The organism is Lysinibacillus sp. NPDC097279, from assembly GCF_044761745.1.
Taxonomy (GTDB): Bacteria; Bacillota; Bacilli; order Bacillales_A; family Planococcaceae; genus Lysinibacillus.
Genome location: NZ_JBIWDA010000009.1, coordinates 83418 through 107293 on the forward strand (window position 1 = coordinate 83418; position 23876 = coordinate 107293).

At 37.6% G+C, this 23876-nt stretch carries 12 protein-coding genes and 1 riboswitch; of the genes, 7 read left to right on the top strand and 5 right to left on the bottom strand.

The genetic code is table 11. The features are described 5' to 3' along the window. The first annotated feature begins 77 nt into the window (after nt 1-77). The 3 genes from ACIQ1H_RS21735 (at nt 78) to ACIQ1H_RS21745 (ending at nt 4160) form a co-directional block, all read left to right on the top strand. Nucleotides 78-1439: an acetamidase/formamidase family protein gene (locus tag ACIQ1H_RS21735; RefSeq protein ID WP_402891942.1), complete on the top strand. Its 1362-nt coding sequence runs from the start codon at nt 78-80 to the stop codon at nt 1437-1439. 241 nt (nt 1440-1680) lie between these two features. Beyond that, nucleotides 1681-2235, top strand: coding sequence for an HPP family protein (locus ACIQ1H_RS21740; RefSeq protein ID WP_402891943.1), 555 nt, complete (start codon nt 1681-1683; stop codon nt 2233-2235). Between the two features lie 449 nt (nt 2236-2684). Next, nucleotides 2685-4160: a hypothetical protein gene (locus tag ACIQ1H_RS21745; RefSeq protein WP_402891945.1), complete on the top strand. Its 1476-nt coding sequence runs from the start codon at nt 2685-2687 to the stop codon at nt 4158-4160. A gap of 583 nt (nt 4161-4743) precedes the next feature. Here ACIQ1H_RS21745 and ACIQ1H_RS21750 read toward each other — a convergent pair. Further along, nucleotides 4744-5928, bottom strand: coding sequence for a CaiB/BaiF CoA transferase family protein (locus ACIQ1H_RS21750; protein ID WP_337980089.1), 1185 nt, complete (start codon nt 5926-5928; stop codon nt 4744-4746). Nucleotides 5929-6657: 729 nt separating this feature from the next. On the opposite strand from ACIQ1H_RS21750, the gene ACIQ1H_RS21755 reads away from it, so the two are divergent. Then, on the top strand, nt 6658-10908 hold the full coding sequence (locus ACIQ1H_RS21755; RefSeq protein ID WP_402891946.1) for an S-layer homology domain-containing protein: 4251 nt from the start codon (nt 6658-6660) through the stop codon (nt 10906-10908). A 112-nt stretch (nt 10909-11020) separates the two neighbouring features. Here the strand turns inward: ACIQ1H_RS21755 and ACIQ1H_RS21760 are convergent, their stop codons facing one another. Then, nucleotides 11021-12328, bottom strand: coding sequence for a hypothetical protein (locus ACIQ1H_RS21760; protein ID WP_402891949.1), 1308 nt, complete (start codon nt 12326-12328; stop codon nt 11021-11023). A 414-nt stretch (nt 12329-12742) separates the two neighbouring features. On the opposite strand from ACIQ1H_RS21760, the gene ACIQ1H_RS21765 reads away from it, so the two are divergent. The 3 genes from ACIQ1H_RS21765 (at nt 12743) to thiC (ending at nt 18138) form a co-directional block, all read left to right on the top strand. Next, a complete protein-coding gene (locus tag ACIQ1H_RS21765) occupies nt 12743-14845 on the top strand; it encodes a methyl-accepting chemotaxis protein (protein WP_402891952.1) in 2103 nt (700 codons plus the stop codon). Between the two features lie 274 nt (nt 14846-15119). Next, the gene (locus ACIQ1H_RS21770; protein WP_402891954.1) at nt 15120-16049 is read left to right on the top strand and encodes an AEC family transporter; all 930 of its coding nucleotides are present in this window, start codon (nt 15120-15122) and stop codon (nt 16047-16049) included. 47 nt (nt 16050-16096) lie between these two features. Further along, nucleotides 16097-16211, top strand: a riboswitch (TPP riboswitch). 148 nt (nt 16212-16359) lie between these two features. Beyond that, complete coding sequence (gene thiC, locus ACIQ1H_RS21775) at nt 16360-18138, top strand: phosphomethylpyrimidine synthase ThiC (RefSeq protein ID WP_402891956.1); 1779 nt, start codon at nt 16360-16362, stop codon at nt 18136-18138. 130 nt (nt 18139-18268) lie between these two features. On the opposite strand, the gene ACIQ1H_RS21780 is transcribed toward thiC, so the two are convergent. The 3 genes from ACIQ1H_RS21780 to ACIQ1H_RS21790 all read right to left on the bottom strand — a co-directional run bounded on the left by ACIQ1H_RS21780 (nt 18269) and on the right by ACIQ1H_RS21790 (nt 23698). Next, the gene (locus ACIQ1H_RS21780; RefSeq protein ID WP_402891958.1) at nt 18269-19954 is read right to left on the bottom strand and encodes a methyl-accepting chemotaxis protein; all 1686 of its coding nucleotides are present in this window, start codon (nt 19952-19954) and stop codon (nt 18269-18271) included. A 415-nt stretch (nt 19955-20369) separates the two neighbouring features. Then, nucleotides 20370-21899: a catalase gene (locus ACIQ1H_RS21785; protein WP_402891961.1), complete on the bottom strand. Its 1530-nt coding sequence runs from the start codon at nt 21897-21899 to the stop codon at nt 20370-20372. Nucleotides 21900-22234: 335 nt separating this feature from the next. Further along, nucleotides 22235-23698 carry a helix-turn-helix domain-containing protein gene (locus tag ACIQ1H_RS21790; protein WP_402891964.1) on the bottom strand — a complete coding sequence of 488 codons (1464 nt, stop codon included), beginning with the start codon at nt 23696-23698 and terminating at the stop codon, nt 22235-22237. Nucleotides 23699-23876: the final 178 nt, after the last annotated feature.

Here is a 23876-nt window from a genome sequence, read left to right on the forward strand (position 1 = left end):
GCTCATATGTGGAGAGCTCTCTTATACCTTTGAGTAAATTACATAAAATATTTTTTGGATTGGGAGAGTGGATAAACATGATTACAGAATTACAGATGCATGAAAAAGCTAAACAACCAGAAAATGACGAAAGTGTACAGCAGGTCGAAGCAGTGGAAACGCTGTTCGTAAATGAGTTCATAGACGGCATTTTGGATCCACAGCAACAAATGCTCGGCCCTGTTAAAAATGGAGGCACGATTATTGCCAATACAACGCCTGGATGTTGGGGTCCTATGCTAACGCCAACAATCCGTGGTGGACACGAAGTAACGAAGCCCGTTTTTGTTGAAGGCGCTGAAGTAGGCGATGCAATTGTTATTGCTATTAAATCCATACAAGTGACATCTCTTGCGACGGCATCTGGACATGATGAGGCAATACCCGATCGTTTTATCGGAGATCCGTTTGTATCAGTAAAATGTCCAGGCTGTGGCAAACTTCATCCAAGTACCGTAGTGACTGGGGTAGGTCCGCAAGCAATACGCTGTTCAACATGCGATACAGAAACGGCACCTTTCAAAATGACGAATGGGTATACGATGGCACTAGATCAAAAAGGTTTTATTGGTTTAACAGTTGGACGCGAAGGGGCACGTCGTATTGCGTTAGAAGCAAAAAATTATATGCGCACACCTGAAAATTCAGTGCAAAACCCAGTAGTAGCTTTGGCACCGAGCGATTTGATTGGTGTAATGGCAAGAATGCGTCCATTTTTAGGTCAGCTAGGAACGACGCCTTCGAAGGCAATGCCAGATTCACATAATGCAGGTGATTTTGGTTCGTTTTTAATCGGAGCGCCGCATGAATATGCATTTACCGAAGCGGAACTAGATACACATCGTACTGACGGTCATATGGATATTAGCCGTGTTCGCGAAGGGGCTACAATTATTTGTCCAGTCAAAGTACCTGGCGGTGGTGTGTACATTGGCGATATGCATGCGATGCAGGGAGACGGAGAAATTGCTGGGCATACGACAGATGTTGCGGGAATTGTGCAGCTGCAGGTAAGTGTATTGAAAAAAGTAGCACTTGAAGGTCCTATTTTATTACCGAATGAAGAGGATCTCCCATACACAGCGAAACCTTTTTCGAAGGAAGAAAAACGCCGAGCTCGCGAACTAGCAGAAGAATTTGGCGTGAAGCAAGTAGAAGAAGCGTTCCCAGTATCCATAGTAGGGACAGGTACAACATTAAATAATGCGACAGATAATGCTATTAGTCGTGCAGCCAAACTATTTGAGATGAGTGAGCCAGAAGTGATGAATCGCGCAACAATTACAGGATCCATTGAAATCGGCCGCCATCCTGGTGTTGTAACTGCCACTTTCCAAGTTCCGAAGTCGGTGCTAAAAAAAGCACGAATTTATAAACCTATTAAAAAGCAGTACGATTAAAATTAAGCGCTGCTGAAATTTAACAACAAACTTTAAATAAGGGAAAAAATAAGGCACGAGCCAGTGTAATGTAACAATACATTGGCTCGTGCTTTGCTATGAGGAACGTGGAAGCATAATCGCAAACAAAAAATCAAAATTGAATTCTCGTATTAAGCTGATATAATAATAAAAGCTTCTAAATCTATATATTTAATTGCGTTTAATATAATTTCAACTTTTGATTTCAAGGATGGTGACTATGGCAGATTTCGTACGCTTGCAAGAAAAAGAAGTGAAAAATCATCGACTCAAAGCATATATAGCTAAGATGAGTGGAGGAGGACATGCCCCCTCAAGAACGAATTTAGCCGATGCAATAACAGGTGCAGTAGGTGGCTTACTTTGTATCTTTGTATTGATTTGTTTAACAAACTATACAGGAGCACCATGGTTAATGGCATCCCTTGGGGGGAGCTGTGTACTCGTATTTGTCGTATGGAATGCGCCATTGTCGCAACCTCGTAATATTATTGGAGGGCATTTAATTTCAGCCTTTATCGGATTGACGATGTATTCTTTATTAGGATCAAGTGTCTATTCAATTAGTCTTGCTGTTGGATTAACGATCTTTTTTATGGCACTTTTGGGCGTTATCCATCCACCAGCGGGAGCTAACCCTATTATTATTATTTTAGGAGGCTATAGCTGGAGCTATTTAATAATGCCAGTATTAATAGGTGCAGTGATTATTGTCATCTTTGGTTTAATAATAAATAACTTACGACAGACGAGAAAATACCCACAATTTTGGTGAGCAAAAAAAAAATTTTGAGTTACACTAATTTCGTGTAACTATTTTATTTATTGCCCGTCTACTGCATTGGTAGTGTTAGCTGCTCTTGGGAGCAGTGAATACTTAGAGAGATAAATAGTAGGACGCCAACATTGTTGAGCGTCGGGCAAAGAGCCATCTGAGACAATGCACTGGGCTACCAACTTAAGGGCAAATATCAGATGTGCTCTTGCCTTAGTAAAAAATTTAATGAGCCGTGAATCGTTCAATGTTGCTCTAAGTAGAGCTAAAGTGTTTGTATAGTCGAACACTTTAGCTCTTTTATTTGTGCATATTTGTAACTTATTAGCATATGTTGGATAGGATTTGTTATATTGAAGAAAGAAGAGTGTTGAAAAAGTTGAGAAATATATTTTTGCATGTTAGGGGAAGATCTTTGTTGCGTGAAATTGATAGGGGGCTCTGGTTGTATGCTGCTGGACTGTGATGAGCAATTATTCATAACATATAGACAAAGTGGTGAAAATGGCGCTGAAAAGTTACTTTCAAAATGGGCGGAGGCCGAGGTCACTCCACAAGAAGATCCCAAAATATTGGGTACTGCATTATCACCTCAATTATTTTTAGTAAATAAAGAAGCGGCGATGAACATTGCCTTTTCGACAGCTCGAAAATATTGGGGACGTGTATCACCAGAGTTGCAGCTATTTTTCAACGAGCATGGCTTGGATGCAAAATATGTGAATGACCGACTTAATGCCTTTTTCTATACCCAAAAAGGGAAGCAAGCTTTTTTTGAGCAACTTTTTGCCCAGCATACAATGGACTTAGAGCGATTAGTCTGGCTTGTGTTCGGAAAGAGATGGCAGGTCAAGCTACCTGTAAATGACCTACAAACTATATTTTTATATAAATTTGAAGATGATTATTTTGTGCATATGATTTATAAAGAAGAGGCTCTGTTTTGGCACTGGCTTTTTATGAAAAAAGTTTATTCACTGCTTATCCACAAACCTCTGGAACAATTCACATTTATTCATGAAATAATGAGTCATTTTGAACAATCATCAACAATTACTTATGCACATGTGGATAACTTTGTGTATAATTACAGAAAAACTCTGGATAAGTGTATAACTCATGTGGATAAATGTAATTTGTCCTGTTTAGCGAAAAAACAGCTTCGTCTATATCAAATTGTCACACATTACCGTCTATCAGAGGGGAATTATCAATGCATTAAAGAATTGATTACTTCCTTTGAGGCGGATTGGCGTTATTCTATGTATGCCTTAACAGAAAAAGAAAAGGTTTTGATTGCCTATATTTTATGGCAGATTGCTCATCAAGAACGGGATTATGGAAAGGTCCTTCATTATGGTGAATATTTATTAGAAGATGAACGACTTAATAATTATGCCATTGAGATTTTGCTAGAGTACAAGGACTTACTCCCAAATCGCAAACCAACGCCACCTGCAATAATAAAAAATTATAATTTGAATTACTTAGAAAATCTTTATGCAGTATTACTAGATACTTATGTCAGATTGGAACGTTACCAAGAGGGGTTAGTGCTCTTAAAGGAACATGGCCTTGCATCCAATAAAAAAATAAATGCAGCATTGGTACAGCAAAACTACAGTAATGAGCAATTAATTGCTATTGAGGCATCGATGCAGCAAGATATAGCGCTTCAAGTAAACAATTCGTTACAGCATATTGGTCTATCAGTGGAAGAATGGCGCCAACATTATCGCCAGCCTGATGCCCCTTATTTTTTAGTCGCACAGAGCGCTTCCATGCATATGATTAATATTTTAAAAATCCTGTTTGTCACTGAGCAGTATGAGTTATTTGAGAAATTAATCGAGGTTTATAAAAAATATTTACTCGTCGAGGAGCATTTCAACCAATTGCGAGAATTTATTAGTGCGTATGTATAACGGAAAAAAGAGTGTGCTATGAAGGCAAATATTGATTTGAATGGACACTCCAGACTATAGACAAACTCGAACAGATTCGGGTTTTTCTATAGTCTTTTTTTATATCGATAATTTCTGTCGCCGTTGATTTCCGTTGCGGGCGGACGCTTTCCGCGGGCACACAGTAAGCCGCAACCCTCGCTACGCGCGGTTTGTTGCGTCTTACACTGCGTGCGTTCCCGCAGGAGTCGCCGCCCTCCACTCCAATCAACTAGTATCGATTATCTTCAAGAACGGGGTTAATTTATGCACAATTATCTCTCTTTACGATAGTCGTCTTCTTTAACCAAAATTTATAAATGTGGAGGACTCCTGCCGCCGTTGATTTCCGTTGCGGGCGGACGCTTTCCGCTCAGCACAGTAAGCCGCAACCCTCGCTAACGCGCGGTTTGTTGCGTCTTACACTGCGTGCGTTCCCGCAGGAGTCGCCGCCCTCCACTCCAATCAACTAGTATAAATTGTTTGAGTGCCTGACACTATGATCTAACAAAATAACAAAAGGCAGCAAGAATGAACTTCTTGCTACCTTTAGCCATACGCTTTATTATTCTAAAACCCCTTTTTCTTGAAGTGCCATGATTTGTTCCGAACTATAGCCAAGTGCTGATAGTACTTCTTCGTTATGCTCGCCTAGCTTTGCGCCAACATGCTTGTACGTTGGATTGGCCCCATCAAATTTAAAGGCAGAGGCAATTTGTTTTTGCGTTGTACCATCATTTTTCGGAATTTCCACAATCATGCCACGAGCTTGTAATTGTGGATGCTCGCATGCCTCTGGAAAAGTTAACACTGGTTCAACACAACCTTCGAAATTTTCATTAAAGACTTCGAGCCATTCGTTGTAGGTTTTCGACAAAAAGGCATCATGCACTGCCTCTTTAAATCGAATCTGTGTATAGTAAGAATCATTAAATGTATTATCAATAAGTTCTGGAATATCAAGTGCCTCACATAGTAGCCTACGAAACTGTGGCTCTAGACTGCCCACTGAGAAAAATCGCCCATCCTTTGTTTTGTAAAAATCATAGTAGCTACCACCGTTTAAAATTTCTTGTTCAGGCTGAGGTACACGGCCACCGCCAATATAAGCAGAGCCGTACATGGCATTAAGTGAGAAAACGGCATCTGTCATGCTAATATCGACATACTGACCTTCACCTGTTTTTTCTCGGTGAAGAGCGGCCGCAAGCACACCTATAGCAGCGTGCATTGTACCCCCAGCAATATCTGCAAGCTGAACCCCCATGGAGACAGGTTTTTTATCTTTATGGCGAGAATAGTCGAGCACGCCAGCTAATGCCAAATAATTATTATCATGTCCAGGTCGGTTGCTATAAGGACCTGTTTGGCCATAGCCTGTAATAGCACAATAGATTAGTTTTGGATTTACTTCTTTTAACGCTTCGTAGCCAATACCGAGTCGTTGCATAACCCCTGGCCGAAAACCTTCAATGATTACGTCATACTCCTGTATAAGTGACTTTACAATTTCTACAGCCTCTGGCGATTTCAAATTTAATGTAAGTGACTTTTTGGAACGATTCAAGTGCTGATGAATATATGCCTCATGATTTTCATCATAGGGAGGCATAATGCGCGTTAAATCAACGCGTTTGGAGGATTCCACATGGATGACCTCCGCACCTAGGTCGGCAAAAATCATCGTTGCCATAGGCCCTGGTAGTAATGCAGAAAAATCGAGAATTTTTAACCCCTTTAAAATACCCAAATCTTCCAACCCCTTTTTGTGTAGGCTACAATGCAGTCATGAAAGAAGCATTAGTAGCGCTTTTCTCATTATCCCCATAGTGCGAAAAGCGTGTTTTATAAAATTCTGTATTAATACAGTTTGTGTTTATTTTATTCAGTATTATAACAGAAGATACATTAGATTGCCTATGTTAATTTTTATTATAAATTAATTTATCAGAAAATTATATGTCGCAATAACAATAAAAGTAAAAATATTTAGAATATAGATGGATATTAATGGTGGTTATTAGCAATAGAAGTGAGTGTATCGCCGATAACCTCAAGGAAATCGCCGATATAATTACGTAATCGTCTGCAAGAGCCCATAAATCGCCAATAGAACTTTCGTAAATTAAAAAATCTAATTGTAAATATGTTTACCTTTTAAGATTATGGGTATTTGAATAATAGAACGATAATTTGGGCAAGCTATTGTTGTAAATGATACGTAAACTCGGGACACATCTCTCGATCAACTTGGCAAGACTTAAGGTTATCCCCCTTTCCCTTATGACAGAACAAGTATGATATGATGTATGCCTATATTTTGGGAAAGCCAAGAGAGCACCGATGCTTCTTGGCTTTTTTATTTTGTCTATGACTTTCTTCCATAATTTTAGAAATACTATGAAGGTTCCCTATCTACCTGTCGATATAAAGGGTATGATGATTTTACGTACTAATTATATGTGAAAGGAAGAGTGAGATGGATAAAACAAAAATCCAAAAAGTGAACAAAGCACTTATTGCAACTGTTTTTGCTACTAGCGGGATTGCTGTTGTTGTACCACCACCACAAAAAGTAGCAGCAGCTACATCACCATTTGTAGATATTAACCAATATTCAAGTCACTACGACAATATTTTGAAATTATACTCTCAAGGTGCAATTAGTGGGTTTGCAGATAAAACATTTCGACCAAATCAAAATGTAACGCGTGGTCAAGCAGCAAAAATGCTGGCAACGGTTTTAAAGCTAGATTTAAAAAATGTACAAGATCCATATTTTAAAGATGTTCCAAAGAGCAATGAATATTATAAATATGTAGCAGCATTACAAAATGCGGGGATTATGTCTGGCTATGCAAGTGGTTCATTTATGCCGAATGAAGTTATTACACGAGGACAATTAGCCAAAATTTTAGTGCTTGGCTTTAAATTCGAAGTAGCGTCGAATTTTAACCATAGTTTCAAAGATGTAAATAGCCAAACGAGTAATGCCTACTATATTCAAACATTAGTAGATTTACAAATTACAGAAGGAACAACACCTGTCACATTTTCTCCATTCAATGCAGTAACGCGAGGACAAATTGCTTCCTTTATTGTTCGTTCACAAGAGAAAAAAAGCAATGCATCAACTTATAAGATTACTGGTGTTGAAGATGATATTGTTTACATAAATGCTGAACCGTATACAGTACCAGAAAGCCTTTCACATATTTTCAATGAATATAATGCAGATGTCCTAAAGGGGGCATTTATTGAGGGAGACCTCTCAGGCAAAACACTTTATTCTGTCGCTAAGTTAACGTTGAATGCAAGTGGTACGAGTTCACGATTTTTACATTTTGATGGAGACTATAAATCCTTTGGTGGCACAATCGTTGTAAATGGGAATTATATTGAATTTTCGAATGTAACATTAACGGGCACAATGTTAATCAACGAAACGGTACGCCCACCGTTACATTTAGATGTTTCTTACTATAAGCCATTAGCAATCGGCCGTGTAGCAAGCAATAATTTTTCATTTATTAATTGGTCTAATCCTGATAAGCAAGAAGGAGAAAGCTCATCGAATAGCAACTCGTCGAGCGATTTGCAAAACTGGACGGATTCAAATCAAAATCCAGATAAAAACAAGCCTTTTGAAAACTGGTCAAAAGATCAAGTAACGATGAAAAATGTTGAAAAGCATATTGAATTTTACAATAGTACGGTATCACGACTAGTTGTGTCTCAAAGTGGTACAAAAATTGAAACAAATAAAAAGCTACCTCGTGTTGATATTATTGGAAATGTACGTGAATTCGAGATTCAAGGCAATATCGGTACGCTAAATTTGGATACCGAAACGAAGCTAACGATATATGGAACGGGCAATATCGACTGGATTAATTACAATAGCTATACCGATTTAGAGCTTTATATAGATGGTCGTGTAGGTACGCTTTATGTAGATAATGCATATGGTTGGATTGATATTGGTGACTACACGTATATTGACAAAGTAATTCTTCCAAAAGACGAAGGGCCAAATAATATTTTTGATGATTTTCTAGATGATAAAGATAACATAGGCAATATTACAGACCCAGATGGTAAACCAATTGATAAAGATGATATAGACAATTCGAAGCCAGCAGATAAAACAAAACCATTAATCGATATTACCAATGTAAGCGTATTGAATGGCAGCGATGTGCAAGTGGACTTTACTTCAGATAAAGTCGGAACATACTACTATATTGTTCGTGAAAAGGGCGCTGAAGTCCCAACAAAACGCGAGATGGTCAATCGTATATCTACTGATAATGTAGCAAGTGGAACGGCTGCAGCTGTCAATGGTAAAAATACGTTTAAAGTGACTAACTTAGGCGAGAAAAAAGAATATGTTGTTTATGTAATGGTAGTAGATGGAGCGAAAAATACGTCGGATATTAAATCGCAGTCATTCCAAATGAAAGACTCTTCACCACCAGTTGTCAAATCGTTAGCGGTAAACCCTCTACATGGTGGGACACGTGCAGAATTTACATTTAATGCGAGTGAACCAGGAGAGTACTACTACTATGTACGTAAAAAAACGACTGCTGCAGATCCAACAACAGCTGATATTGTTGCTAAACCAACAGGTAAGGGGAAAGTAGAAGCTGGGAAATTGAAAGTTGACGGATTACTAACAGGTTTAGACCCTGAAGAATCCTATCAACTTTATGTAGTCATGAAAGATGAGTCGGGCAATTATTCCGTAGACCCAATTCCAAAAGAAGCGATCAAAGAGTTTAAAACAGGAGCTTTAGATAATATTCCTCCATACATTGTTGGCGGAGAGCTCGTGTTACAAGATGAAATTAAAAATGAATTTTATGTAACGGTAAGTGAAGAGTTAGATATAACTTCTGCTGAAAAAGTAGAAAACTATGAACTGACAGGGACAGGTATAGTTAACCAAGGATTACAAAAACCAATCCGTCCAGAAAAAGTTGTCTATAATAAGGCTCAAAAAAGATTAACTTTCACAATTCCTTCTTTAACAGGTTTCGTTAATGGAGATAACTTGGTCGTAACGATTTCTCCAAATGTAAAAGATTTAGCTGATAATGAATTTGAAAATATAAATAATACACCAGTGAATAGTGTTCCGCGTAATACGGCCGAATATATTCATAGAGATGGTGAGTGGCCATATTTAACGATTATCGGTGAGCCTGCTATTAATGCTGCTAAAGATCAGACACTTGTTGAATTCAATGCAACAAAAGCAGGGACATATCATTATTTAATTATGGAATCGGATCTAAATTTAACACGAGATGACCGACTACGATTAATCGAAGCTGTGCAATTAAATTCAAAGGAATTTAATGTAGGAGGCAAAGATATACCGATTATCGGAAGTGGCGGTAATAAGCCAGCACAGTTAGGAAAGCAAAAGGTGACAGTTCCACTACCGAATACAATTCCACCTTTAGATCCATTTAAGAGCTATTCGATTTATATGGTATTACGAGACCGTTCAGGGAATGTCTCAGATATTCAAACAAAACATGTAATTGATGACCGAACTGCACCAGTTATCGATAATACGTCAATTACAGTGGCAGAAGGAGACAGAAAAGCAACCTTCAGATTTATGTCAGACGAGGACGGTTCTTATTACTATGTTCTTCGCAATGTAGGCGACTCCACACCTGCACCTACAACTCCAGAAGAGGTAATGGCTAAAGGAATTACGAGTAGCATGCGTAAAGATACAAATGAGATTTCTTTAACACTTGCGCCACATCAACAGTACGAGTTATATGTTGCTGTAAAGGATCGCTATAATAACGTAACAATGCTACAAAAAGGCACAGAATCAAAAGTTTATACATTTGATGAGAAGCAAAATAAAACAATAACCTTGACGCCTGGTGGGGGTGGCAATGGTGTGATGAAATATACATTCTTCTCGGATGGAACACCACCAAAAGTTCAAGATCCTATCTTTAAACGACTTGATGGTAAAACATTTGAAGTGACATTTTCAGAGGCAATCGATACTGGATTTGATTTTAAATTAGTTCAACCAGGTACAACGACTGCTATTACACCATCTTACACACAAAGTTGGCTTGATATTACAGGTACAAGGGATTGGGAGCCTCGTAAGCTTATTATCACGTTCAATAGTGAAGTAAAACAAAGCTTTGACATTAGCGTTAATGCTACTGCGAAAGATAAAGGCGGCTGGACATTTAGTAAAGATAGAGCAGAGTACAAATATCCAACAAAAGAGAATACAATTACTACTGCTACATTATTACCAGATACGCAATTCCCAAGTAATTTAAATATTTCTAAGAAGCTTGAAGTCGTTGCGAATCTAAATGCCGATATTACATGGGATCAGCATTATTACTACGCAGTACTGAACAAAGGATATGATTTATCACCTGAAAATGTTCAAGATGTTATTGCTAATGCAGATAGTAATAACTTTACGTATATACCTGGAGGAGCAATTGTTTCCTACGGTAAAGGGAAAATTACAGCACCTGCGGATGCAAGTTCTGCGAAGACCTTTACAGCAATCCAAACAGGTAGTGATCCAAATTCAACGAATGTATTCCAAAAAGATCAACGAATTTATCTGTTCACGAAAGATAAGTATGGAAATATTGTGTATGCTAAAGCATCTTCAGATCCAGGAGCTTTAGATTACGTATTAATTCAGCCTAGAACACAATAAATCAATAAAAAGACACTAGCTATTATAAAGATAGCTAGTGTTTTTTTGTTGAAGAAAAGAAAATCCCACATCTCTTTGAAGTGACTCGAAAGAGGTGTGGGATGCATTTTATTTAATTTCTAATAATTTGGAACGTACCGGAAGTTTGCGTTTCAATGATGTATTGATTGCCATTGACCGTATAGGACACAGGCTCATGGTCACCAAATTCATTGATTCGAACGATGGAAGCATTTTCTGGTATATTTTCTAAAATGATTTCAATATTTGCCTCGAATTTAACGGGCATTTTGTTTAATACTGCTTGGAACGTAATACGATTTAAATTTCTTGTAAGCTGAACATCCATTACGCCAAAATCCTCATTAACAAGCGTATTCAATGGTGGGATGATGACCGCCATATTCGCTTTCGTTGTTAATACAAAACGTTCATTGTCATTTTCAGAATCAGCGACATTGATTTTTGCTTTATATGTGTTTCGACTTTTCGACATTAGCGTATTTTTACCTGGTACTGCGGCAGAGTCTGATAATTCGGGTGTTTTGATTGTGTTGCCGCCTTTAGCTGGTAGCTTATACTTTCCTTTTACATAGTCTACTAATATCCACACATTTGGCACTAGCTGTTGTTGTACAGGTGTCAATGCTTCGAAGGCTGTTTTTACTGCTTGTACATCGTGCGTCGTAGATGTTTTTGGTGATAAAGCTGCAATGGCATTTTCGACTTCTTTGGCAGCGGATTTATCCATCGTAACGACGTGTTCAGCATCTAGTAAAAGCTGTTCAATACCTGTAGGCAAAGAAACGTTTGAGAATTTTCTTAATGCAGTATACTCTGCTCGAGCTTCAGCTACATCTTTATGGAAGCTAAGACGAGAGGAATTTAATAGTTGAATTTTATTTACAACTTTATCAATTGAAGTATTTGGTGTAATCGATGACGTCAATATTCTTTGTGTTTCAGCGCTGACAAAAGTTTTTTGGGCAGCATTTAACGTGTTGTACCAATCTCTCGTTTCAATAACGTTTTGATAATAGTTAACAGAAGTAGAGTCGACAGATGCCAATTTTTCTTCGATTTGTGCGGCTAGTCTCCGATAATTTACTCTTGTTTGTTGGTGATTTGATAAGGTCGCATAATTTGTTACATATTGTTTTTCGGTTTCTGTTAAAGCGTTGTAGGCTTTAATTGCCGCCTCTAAGTAAGCCTGAAACGCAAAGGATGTATCATTAATGTTCGAAATAAGCTGTATAACATTCTGCACATTGGAATTATAGTAATAATTATTATTGTATATGTATGCCGTCTTTGCATGTGTCGAAGTATCGGCAGCCGATGCAGACGTTATAGGTGTAGTATAAATAAGGGATGGAACGGCTACTAGAGCAAGCAAGGCTAGGCTTTTTTTATGTTTCATACGGGCAAACCTCCTATTTTAATAATATTAATTTTATCATAGCTTAAGGATTTTTTATGCATATTTTAGGTTAATAGGTAAAAAGGTTGTTCGTTTTTTATAACGTACTATATCTTAAATACTAAAGAGAGAGTTGCCAAAACTGTTGGAGTTATAAAGAGAGCAGGTATTTTCTTAGATATATAAGCTTTTAACTATAGGCATTTGGAATGTAGTTATTCCAAATGCCTATAGATGTTTAATGAATAGAATAATAACAAAATTTAGTATAAATGGGTGTATGTATCAATTTATTGTCTAAAAATCATGAATTTTATTAGAAAATTTTAATTGTCTTGGTAAAATAAGATTGTTTTTTGTTGTGAAACGTAGGTCCATACATTATTATTGTTTAATGAAAATGGAGGTGTTGGCATGAAAAAATCCAAAAGTATAGCTTTAAAACTCTCATCTTTAATAATAGGGTTATTTATCGTGTTATTTATTGCTTATACATTGGTAACAAGTATGATTCTTTATAATCAGAGTATACATGATTCAGAAGACGCAACGCTGCAAAATGCAGAACTATCAGCAGCAAATATGAGCGAACGGTTTAAGAAAGTAAATGATACATTACAAACGACAAAACGAATTGTTCAAACAATGCAAGGCAAGGGTGAACTATCGACAGAGGATGTAATGGATATACTACAAAATAACCTAGACGACAATAAGGATTTACTAGGTGTAGGGGCTATTTTAGAAAATAACACAGTGAAAATTGCGCCAACTGTAGACACTGCTTTAGTTGACCAACAAAATCGCTTTATACCTTATTTAACAAGAGGGAAAGACCAAACTATTATTAATCCTGTAGTTGGGCTTGATGAAAAGAATGGTGCTGAATGGTATCGAATTCCAAAAGAAGAAGGTCGTGCGATTTTAACGGAGCCGTATGAATTTAATGTAAATGGTAATACCATTTCAATGACGACTATTGCAGTACCACTAGTTAATAGCAAAGGTACATATTTCGGTGTTTTATCGGCCACTTTATCTATCGATTTTTTAAAGGAATTAGCCAATTCTATTGAGCCTGAAGGTGGTTACGCAGGCATAATTACAGATCAAGGTATGTTAACAGTTAATAGTATTAACGAAAAGTTAGATGGGACGAATATGCAAGACGCAATTGATTGGAAAACTGTTAAACAGTCCATGGACAATGGTGTAGCAGATAGTCTTTATGTAGATTCCAAGCAACTTGGCGAAAAATCATATAACGCCTTTGCTCCAATGAAGTTAGAAAATATCGATGAAGTATGGACCGTACAATTAGTTTTACCTAAAACGAAAATATTAGAAACGTATAATAAAGTTCTCATCGTTACGATTGTAGCTGCAATAATTATGGTTGTTTTAATGGCTGCTGCCAGTGCGATGTTTATCTTTAAACAGTTAAAGCCTTTGAAAGTTTTACGGGCATCCATTGAAACGGCTGCAGAAGGCGATTTAACGAAAAAAATAGACGAAAAATATATTCAATCAGATGAAATTGGTGCTGTTGCATTAGCCTATAATATTATGCTGGACAAAACGAATGATGCTATACATACAGTGCTAAATTCTTCTACAATACTTAATCAATCATCACATAATGTGAATGAAGCATTTAATGAAATTGTCGCCTCTAATCAGGAAGTATCTGTAGCTATCAATGAAATTGCGCAAGGTGCTTCGAAACAATCAGAGGATACGGAAGAAACCAATTATCGAATGATTGATTTATCTGAGCAAATTGACGCAATAACAACGCTTTCCAAGCAAATGGATGCGCTGTCGATAAAAACAAAAGCTTCTACAGAGCAGGGCATGAAAGAAGTTGAAAGTTTACGTGACCGAAATGCTGAAACGAACGAAATGAATGTCCGCATTCAAGGTCAGATGGAATCCTTATCTAGTAACATCAGAAATATCAACCAAATTATTGTCTCTATTCAAGGAATAACAGAGCAAACTAACTTATTAGCATTAAATGCAAGTATTGAGGCTGCTCGTGCAGGAGAGCATGGAAAAGGCTTTGCAGTTGTAGCAGAAGAAGTTCGTAAACTAGCGGAACAGTCTAAAAACGAAACAGAGGTTATTAAGAAAACTGTAACTAGCATTCTAGAAGACGCAAATCAAACGGTGTCTGTTATCGCTTCAAATGCTGACTTAATGCAAGCTCAAAATGAATCAGTGCAAAATACAGAGCTAGCTTTTAAAGATAATAATGAGCTTTCTCACTCTATTGCAACGTCAATTAATGAGCTATTATCAAACCTTTCACAAATGCTAGAGCAAAAAGATCAGGCAATTACAGCGATTCAAAGTATTTCTGCCGTTTCAGAGGAAACTGCGGCTTCTGCAGAGCAAGTAAGTGCATCTGCTGTGGATCAACAGGCAGAAATGCAAAAGGTTGCAGAATCTATTAATAATATGAACCAAATCTCTAAAGAACTACAAGAAGTCGTGAACCGATTTAAACTTGCTTAATGATTTTTAAATTGTAGTAGGTAGTAGGAATCGCCGATAAAATCATGGAAATCGCCGATAGACGTGAAGGAATCGCCGATAACCCAGTGGAAATCGCCGATTACCTGTGCAGAATCGCCGATAAAACTTCTTTATATCCTTTGTAGATAAGTTAAGATAGAGGCTGTCCTTTTCTAAGGGCAGCCTCTTTTTATGGCAACAGCTTGAGCCGAGAGTGGCATTGACCTAGTTTGTGAACAGTTTTACTATAGAAAGATGAAAGGGGGGCGCCTCCATGATGTATCTCGGTATGATTTTCTTTAAAATTGTTGCACCTATTTTGGTGTTGCTTGTACTTGGTGCGTTTTTACAAAAGAAATTTCAATTTAACTTAAAAGCACTATCTCAGCTTATTACATATTGTTTTATGCCAGCAGCTGTCTTTGTAAATTTATATGAAACAAGTGTGGAACTATCGGTGCTAGGTGAAGTGGCGCTATTTATTGTGCTTTTTATTGGGAGTCAGATGGTGCTTGGTCATTTTATAGCGAAGGGGTTAGGCTTAAAGAAAACCGAGGCAGCTGTATTTAAAAATAGTGTTGTCCTCATTAACTCTGGCAACTATGGTATCCCGGTGGCACAAATGATTTTTGTGGCACAACCAATTGGGGTGGCAATTCAAGTTATTCTCGTTATTTTTCAAAATGTAACGACCTATACATATGGTTTATATAATTTAATTTCTTCAACAAAGTCAGGCATGGCCATAGTGAAGGACTTTCTAAAAATGCCGATTATTCATGCGCTCATTATAGGTGTAGCAATGAATTTCTTTAATATTGGCATTCCCCAATTTATTCGTATTCCAATTGACCACGTTGCTGATGGATTTATCGCTGTTGCTCTTATTACGCTCGGTGCACAGCTATCTCAGCTTGAAATTAAATCAATGTTCAATAAAACTGTGTTTGTCAGCTGTTTTACACGTTTAGTAGTAGGACCTGCCGTTGCATTACTTATCATTTTTGTTCTCGGCCTAGAGGGTGTTGTGGCCCAATCGCTCTTTATTGCAAGTGCATTCCCAACGTCGCGTAATAGCTCGAGTTTAGCACTTGAATATGATTTAGGGTCAGAAACCGCTGCACAAACAGTGCTTTTTTCGACGATTGTTAGCTGTATTACAGTAACAATTGTAATTTATATGGCAGAAATACTATTTACTTAATGACTTCCATCTATTAGGAATATCTGTTACACTAGCATCAAACTGAATAGCTTAACTAGGGGAGTCCGATGAGTCGGGCTGAGAGGGAAACGCATTGAGGTTTCTTGACCCTTTGGACCTGATCTGGCTCATACCAGCGTGGGAAAGTTAATGAACTTCGCACTCCTTATACTTTGCGATAAATGTAACCTTACATGTACAGCCGGATCCAATATTTTTTGGATTCGGCTTTTTGTTTGTAATGCTACTTGTTGGGGTGGGCTAGATTCGGTCCTTTTCATAATTTGCGAAAAAGGGAGCGGAATAGTAAATGACAACAGTTAGCGAAAAAAACATGAACATTATGACAAGCTTTGACGGGAGTAAAAAAGTTTATGTAGAAGGAACACGACCAGATATTTTAGTGCCGATGCGTGAAATTAAGCTAAGCCCCACAACAGGGAGTTTTGGTGAAGAGGAGAATGCACCTGTAAGGGTATATGATACGAGTGGCCCTTATACAGATCCAACCTACAAAGTGGATATAACAAAAGGTTTACCAGCTTTGCGTAGTGGGTGGATTAAAGAACGGGGCGATGTAGAGGAATACGAGGGACGTACCATTAAGCCCGAGGATAATGGCTTCCGCAATGCGGATGACCCGCGCATAAAGGAAAATGTTTTTCCGAACCTTTCTCGCAAACCTTTACGTGCGAAAAAAGGCCGCAATGTGACTCAACTGCATTATGCAAGACAAGGAATTGTTACTCCAGAAATGGAATTTGTGGCGATTCGTGAAAATTCAAAACCTGAATTTGTTCGTGCAGAAATTGCTGCGGGCCGTGCTATCATGCCATCTAATATTAATCATCCAGAGGCAGAACCGATGATTATCGGTCGTAACTTCCATGTAAAAATTAACGCTAATATTGGGAATTCAGCAGTAACCTCATCCATTGCTGAGGAAGTTGAAAAAATGACATGGGCAACACGATGGGGTGCTGATAATATTATGGATTTATCTACTGGTAAGCACATTCATACAACTCGGGAATGGATTATTCGGAATGCCGCTGTGCCTGTTGGAACAGTACCCATTTATCAGGCGCTTGAAAAGGTAAATGGCGTTGCCGAGGATTTAACGTGGGAGGTGTATCGGGACACGCTAATCGAGCAGGCTGAACAAGGGGTTGATTACTTCACGATTCACGCAGGTGTGTTGCTGCGATATGTACCGCTTACAGCTAATCGTGTAACGGGCATTGTATCGCGGGGAGGCTCAATTATGGCACAGTGGTGTCTATTCCATCATCAAGAAAACTTCTTATATACTCATTTTGAAGAAATTTGTGAAATTATGAAAACGTATGATGTAGCCTTTTCATTAGGGGACGGTTTACGACCAGGCTCAATTGCAGATGCCAATGACGAGGCGCAGTTCGCAGAGCTTGAAACGCTAGGGGAGTTAACGCAAATTGCGTGGAAGCACGATGTACAAGTGATGGTAGAGGGGCCTGGGCATGTGCCAATGCATCTCATTAAGGAAAATATGGACAAGCAATTGGAAGTTTGTAAAGAAGCACCGTTTTATACATTGGGTCCTCTCACAACAGATATTGCGCCTGGCTATGATCACATTACGTCAGCAATTGGTGCTGCAATGATTGGCTGGTTTGGAACAGCCATGCTGTGCTATGTAACACCGAAGGAACATTTAGGGTTACCAAATCGAGAAGATGTCCGTGTAGGTGTAATCACATATAAAATTGCCGCACATGCAGCGGACTTGGCTAAAGGTCATCCTGGTGCCCAGCAGAGAGATGACGCTCTTTCGAAGGCACGATTTGAGTTTCGTTGGCGCGATCAGTTTAATTTATCATTAGATCCAGAGCGAGCTGTAGAATATCATGATGAAACATTACCAGCAGAAGGAGCGAAAACGGCACATTTTTGCTCAATGTGTGGTCCTAAGTTTTGCAGTATGAGAATTTCTCAAGATATTCGTAACTATGCGAAAGAAAAAGATTTAAATACGACAGAAGCTATTCATCAAGGGATGCGGGAAAAGGCAAAAGAATTTCAAGACGCTGGGAGCAAACAATATCAGTGATATAGAACTAGAAACTAGAGCACGGTAGTCGAAGCGAAAAGTATTCGTCGGAGCGGATAACCATGTTTACAGCAAAAAAAGTGTTAGATTGATTGCAATCAATCTAACACTTTTTCTTTTTTGCCTGCTCTTAGACTTTAAATTTATTGATCTCTTCTTGAAGGGTTATTGCCTCATCACTTAATGATTTCGCAACATCGTTAACCTCTTGAATGATTGCTGACTGCTCTTGAATGGCAGCTGCTATTAATTCAGATTGCTGGGCCGCATTTTTTGCCACGGATGACATTTCGTTAACTGATGCAGCAACCTCCTCTGTAGCTGCAGAAATTTGCTGTGTGGAAGCGGAAACGTCTTCGATTTCATATGCCATATGTTCAATGGCGTCCATTATTTTATTAAAAGCCGTTTGGGCATCATGAATGTAAGTAACGCCTTCATCAACTTTTTGCACTGTTACGCCCACTGCCTTCTCTACTTCTCTTGTGTTTTGCTGAATATTTGTAGTTAAATTGATAATTTGGTTAGCGGATATTTTGGACTCTTCAGCAAGCTTACGTACTTCATCAGCAACGACTGCAAAGCCTTGCCCATGTTCGCCTGCTCGTGCAGCTTCGATGGCTGCATTAAGGGCGAGTAGGTTGGTTTGATCGGTAATATCAGTAATAACTTTCGTAATATTTTCAATTTCAGCTGATTGTGTACTTAACTGTTTAATAAGTTCATTCGTCTTATCTGAGGATTGCTGAATGACCATCATTTGACTTTCCGTTGTTTGTAACATTTTCTCACCGTTATTTGCAACACTTTGTGTATCGACAGCCTTCGAATGGAGCATTTGCGTTGCTTCAGCGATGCGTTGAACACCGCGAGCAGTTTCGTCCATGGCACTAGAGGTTTCCTGACCTGTAATGACAGCTTGGTTACCGTCCTTTGCCATCAATTTTATACGCTTTGCAATGTCGTTCGAAGCTAGAGAAACTTCATCTGTACTTGCCGATAATTCTGCTGAGCTAGAAGTAGTGTACTCAACATTTTTTGCAACATTATTAATAAGTGAGCGTAAATTAGATTTCATAACATTAAATGAGTTCGCTAAATTTCGAATTTCATCTTTTGTTTTTACTTCTACATTTTTTTGACGTAAATCGCCAGTAGCGATTACATTTGCCGCTGTGGCTAGTTTATTAACTGGAATTGTAATAGCTCGTGTCATAAAGAATACAACGATGAAGGAGAAAATAATCGAAATGACGGAGATGCTTAGAACGATAACAGAGCTGACGTTCTCCGCATTGGACGACTCAGCACGGGCTATTTGTATTTGTTGTTCTTCGTAAAGGGCAATATCATGGATTGCCTGTTGTATTGCTTCTCTTGCAGGATGTGCTCTTGTCCTAAGAATGTCGATAGCAGATTGTAAATCATCTGGGTTATATGTATTAATAATCTCTAATGCTGCTTTTTCAAAAATGACTTGGTTCGATTTAATAATTTCCATTTGCTCTTGTGTCGTTTCACTAGTAAATATTTTATCAAGCTCTGTTATTTTAGCTTGGATTAGTTGTTCTTGTTCCTGAAGCTTTTGTATTGTTACGTCATCTGGTTCGAGCATATATGAACGAATATAGTTTCCTTGCAAAGCAGCGGCGGTAAGGATTTTATCGATTTGAATCAGTTTATAAACGCGGTTCTCAAATAACTCTTTATTTAAATTATTAATGTGATTCAGTTGGTAGTAAGAGATTGAGGAGATAGTTAGTAATAAGAGAATAATTGTACCAAATCCAATATATAGTTTCTTTCGAATCGACATGGAAATGTTCCTCCATTTCAATTTGTTGTAGTTGTCAAATATCAATATGGTTATTTAGAAATATGAGTAATACATATTTGTGGAATTTATCGATAAAGTTGATAAAAACACCTATATGACAATGGGGGATTTACAATTTAAAAGGGACAATAATTATAGGTGAATTAAAACGATGAATGCCACTATGTTACTTTGTCAGTGAATGGGGGAGATACCTTCCAGTACGATTTGTAGTAATTGGCTCCAATCAACTGAATAGTAACGGAATAATACTGCAAAGATTATTGAAAATCTTAAAGGGACTAGCATAAAAAAGAAGTAAAAATGACAAAAGGCATCGAGATCTTGTTTCTCGGTACCTTTTGTCTACTTGCCGACGACGACAAGCAATATTGGATATCAATAAAGTGGAATATTAAATGTTTGCTACTTGTTTTACTTCTGGTTTTACTTCTTGTTTTACATATGGGTTTGTAAGATTCATTCCGTCTAATGAAAGACCCATCGCTTTCGCTACACCTTCTCCGTAAGCTGGATCAGCTAGGTAGCAGTGTAGGATGTGACGACGTTTAATGAATTCTTCAACAGTTGCCATATCGTTTGCAGTATTTTCAAATAAGCGTTGTTGCTCTTCTGCAGATAAAAGACGGAACAATTTACCTGGTTGCTCGAAGTAGTTATTGTCATCTTCACGGAAGTCGTGGATATCAGCATGACCATCAATGCGTAATGGTGGCTCTTTATAGTCTAAATTGTGCTCCCATTCACCATAGCTGTTTGGTTCATAACTTAAAGTAGAACCTAGGTTGCCATCAAAACGCATAGCACCATCGCGATGGAATGAACGGAATGGGCATTTTGGTGCGTTTACAGGTAGCATATGGTGGTTAACGCCTAAGCGATAGCGAGCTGCATCTGCGTAAGCAAAAATACGTGCTTGTAACATTTTGTCTGGAGAGTAGCTAATACCAGGCACAATGTTAGATGGAGCAAATGATGATTGCTCTACTTCTGCAAAGTAGTTATCAGGGTTTTTATTTAACTCGAATTCGCCAACTGGAATGAGTGGGAAATCTTTTTTATACCAAACTTTTGTTAAATCGAATGGGTTATAAGGTAATTCACGAGCTTGTTGTTCTGTCATAACTTGAATGTACATTTTCCATTTAGGGAAATCGCCTCTTTCGATTGCTTCGTACAAGTCACGTTGTGATGATTCACGGTCTTTACCAATAATTTCAGCTGCTTCAGCACCTGTTAAGTTTTTAATGCCTTGTTCTGTGCGGAAGTGGAATTTTACCCATACACGCTCGTTTTGAGCATTAATAAAGCTATATGTGTGTGAACCGAAACCATGCATATTACGGTAACCAGTAGGAATACCACGGTCAGACATAACAATTGTGATTTGATGTAAAGCTTCAGGTAATAAAGTCCAGAAATCCCAGTTAGAATTTGCATTTTTCATATTTGTACGTGGGTCACGCTTAACGACATGGTTTAAATCTGTGAAGTGTAACGGATCACGGAAGAAAAACACAGGTGTGTTGTTACCAACTAAGTCCCAGTTACCTTCTTCAGTATAAAATTTAAGTGCAAAACCACGAATATCGCGCTCTGCATCTGCAGCACCGCGCTCTCCCGCTACCGTTGAGAAACGAGCGAACATTGGTGTTTGCTTCCCAATCTCAGAGAAGATTTTTGCTTTCGTATATTGAGAAATATCATGTGTTACTGTAAATGTGCCAAATGCTCCAGAACCCTTTGCGTGCATACGACGTTCAGGTATAACTTCACGGTTGAAGTTTGCTAATTTTTCAACTAACCATACATCTTGAAGTAAAAGAGGACCACGAGGACCTGCTGACATAGAGTCGTGGTTGCTTACTACTGGAGCACCACCTGCTGTTGTAAAACGACGGCTACGATCATTTGCGTTTGTCATATTAGTTTACCTCCTGAAAAATATTGTGAGTCAAACTCCTCGTATATAACTATAACAAATATAAAATAGAATTTCTAGTACATTATAATAATTATCGTTAAAGAATTTATCTTGTAAGATACAAAGTATAAATATATGCGGGATTATCAAAGAATATACATAGTTTTTTAAAATATTTTCACTGTTTCTATAGTGTTTTTAGCCGTTTTGCAGAAAATAACGTTTGACTATTATATAAGTAAAAACCTGTGTGGAGTATAATAATTTTATTGATTTTTCTATTTACAATGAAAATAGTGTCAGCTAATTGAAAATGGCGATAATGTGTCTTCTCATTAGATTTTCCAACCTTTACGATAGCGATTAGGTGTAGTTCCGATTAGTTGTTTAAATAATTTACTAAAATAATTTGGATCATCAAAGCCGTTTAAAAGTGCAATTTCACTAATAGCAAAATCTGTTTCCATAAGCATTTTAGTCGAATTTTGTATACGAACCTGTTGTAAATAGCGTTTAAATGGTTGGCCTTGCTTCTTTGCAAATATAGTACTTAAATAATTTGGGCTAATACCTAACTTTTGGGCGATAAAAGGTAAGGATAATTCGCTGTTAGGATATTGATGGTCGATTATATCTAAAGCTAACTCTACATAGTCTGCTTTTTTCTCCATTCGAGCTTCTCGTGCCAAGTCAATAAGTCTTTGTGTGAATAAAATTATGCCATTGAGAATTGTATAGAATATCGGATGTTCAATAATTAAATGAAAAAGCTGACGATAGTTTTGTTCGATAGCAGCTTTCTCATGAAGTTTATATTTCAACATAAAGCGGCGAATTTGTGCTAATACACTTGTTAGGTGAATGCGCAAATCATCTTGCTCGTAGTAGATGCTTCCGTTTGATAATCGATATAAAAATGCTTTTACTGCCTCGATATTTCCTTCCTCTAAACTTTTAATAAGTAGCTGCTGTTCCTCTGGTGTGAGTAACGGATCTAAGGGCTGTGTTTGATATTGTTTCGTTGCATAAAAAATATGTCCAAAGCCTTCGTAAAAGCTTTGAAGAAGGGCGCGTTTTGTTAAGGCATACATTTCTTTTAGAGATGTTGGCGTACCATCATAAATCCCTATATTCAAAGATCCGTTATTAGTCATTTGCCATTCTTTTAATAATGTTCGAATATCCTTTTCAATAATTTTTAAATCGCTTGTTTGAAACAAGCAGATAATTGAATCTGATAATGGATAAATGCTCATTTGATAATAAATAGGTGTTTGTTGGAGCCATATGTACAAATTATTTAACGTTTCTAAATGCTCAGGTTCAATCATCGTAAACTGAACATTTGTTGATAAAGTGCTTGGTGTGCTTTCTAAAAATAATTGATAGTAAAAAGATTCGTCTTTAGCATCAAGACTAGCCTTTTGAATGTGAGGTGTATGAAGAGAAATAGCAGTGAGCTTTTGCTTCAACACTTCTAAATCAATGGGTTTTACAAAGAGGTGTGCCACCTGTAAATCTATTGCTTTTAACGCGTTTTTAAATAATGGTTCTGTCGTTATCGCAAGTATTTTGCCAGGATGCTTTTGTAAAAGTCCATAAAGTGCTGTTAAACGATTATTAGGAAGCAAATCAATATTTAATAAGATGACCTCTGGTGCAAATTGTTGAATGCTTTGAGTGGCCTCAGAAATAGTACTGCACATCTCAATTGATAAATCTCCAGGTAAGTATGTATGTAAAAACCATCGTATACCTGACAGTTCAGTTAGATCTCGATCAATTAATAACAGTCGCATGGAATCAGCCTTTCTTAAAATATTCTAGTTTCGTAATTTATTACGATTATATTAATAAAAATAACATAAAAATCTGAAATAATTCCTGTTTTCTCTTTTAAAATTCTATATTTTCTGAAAAAAGTAGTTTGTACAATGGATATAGAGAATTTCAATTTTTTTCACACTTTAATTTACA

Coding starts and splice junctions, on each gene's coding strand:
- ACIQ1H_RS21740 (WP_402891943.1), top strand. CDS start 1,681: ATGGCAGATTTCGTACGCTTGCAAGAAAAAGAAGTGAAAAATCATCGA.
- ACIQ1H_RS21760 (WP_402891949.1), bottom strand. CDS start 12,328: ATGAAACATAAAAAAAGCCTAGCCTTGCTTGCTCTAGTAGCCGTTCCA.
- ACIQ1H_RS21780 (WP_402891958.1), bottom strand. CDS start 19,954: ATGTCGATTCGAAAGAAACTATATATTGGATTTGGTACAATTATTCTC.
- ACIQ1H_RS21785 (WP_402891961.1), bottom strand. CDS start 21,899: ATGACAAACGCAAATGATCGTAGCCGTCGTTTTACAACAGCAGGTGGT.
- thiC (WP_402891956.1), top strand. CDS start 16,360: ATGACAACAGTTAGCGAAAAAAACATGAACATTATGACAAGCTTTGAC.
- ACIQ1H_RS21770 (WP_402891954.1), top strand. CDS start 15,120: ATGATGTATCTCGGTATGATTTTCTTTAAAATTGTTGCACCTATTTTG.
- ACIQ1H_RS21790 (WP_402891964.1), bottom strand. CDS start 23,698: ATGCGACTGTTATTAATTGATCGAGATCTAACTGAACTGTCAGGTATA.
- ACIQ1H_RS21755 (WP_402891946.1), top strand. CDS start 6,658: ATGGATAAAACAAAAATCCAAAAAGTGAACAAAGCACTTATTGCAACT.
- ACIQ1H_RS21765 (WP_402891952.1), top strand. CDS start 12,743: ATGAAAAAATCCAAAAGTATAGCTTTAAAACTCTCATCTTTAATAATA.
- ACIQ1H_RS21745 (WP_402891945.1), top strand. CDS start 2,685: ATGCTGCTGGACTGTGATGAGCAATTATTCATAACATATAGACAAAGT.
- ACIQ1H_RS21735 (WP_402891942.1), top strand. CDS start 78: ATGATTACAGAATTACAGATGCATGAAAAAGCTAAACAACCAGAAAAT.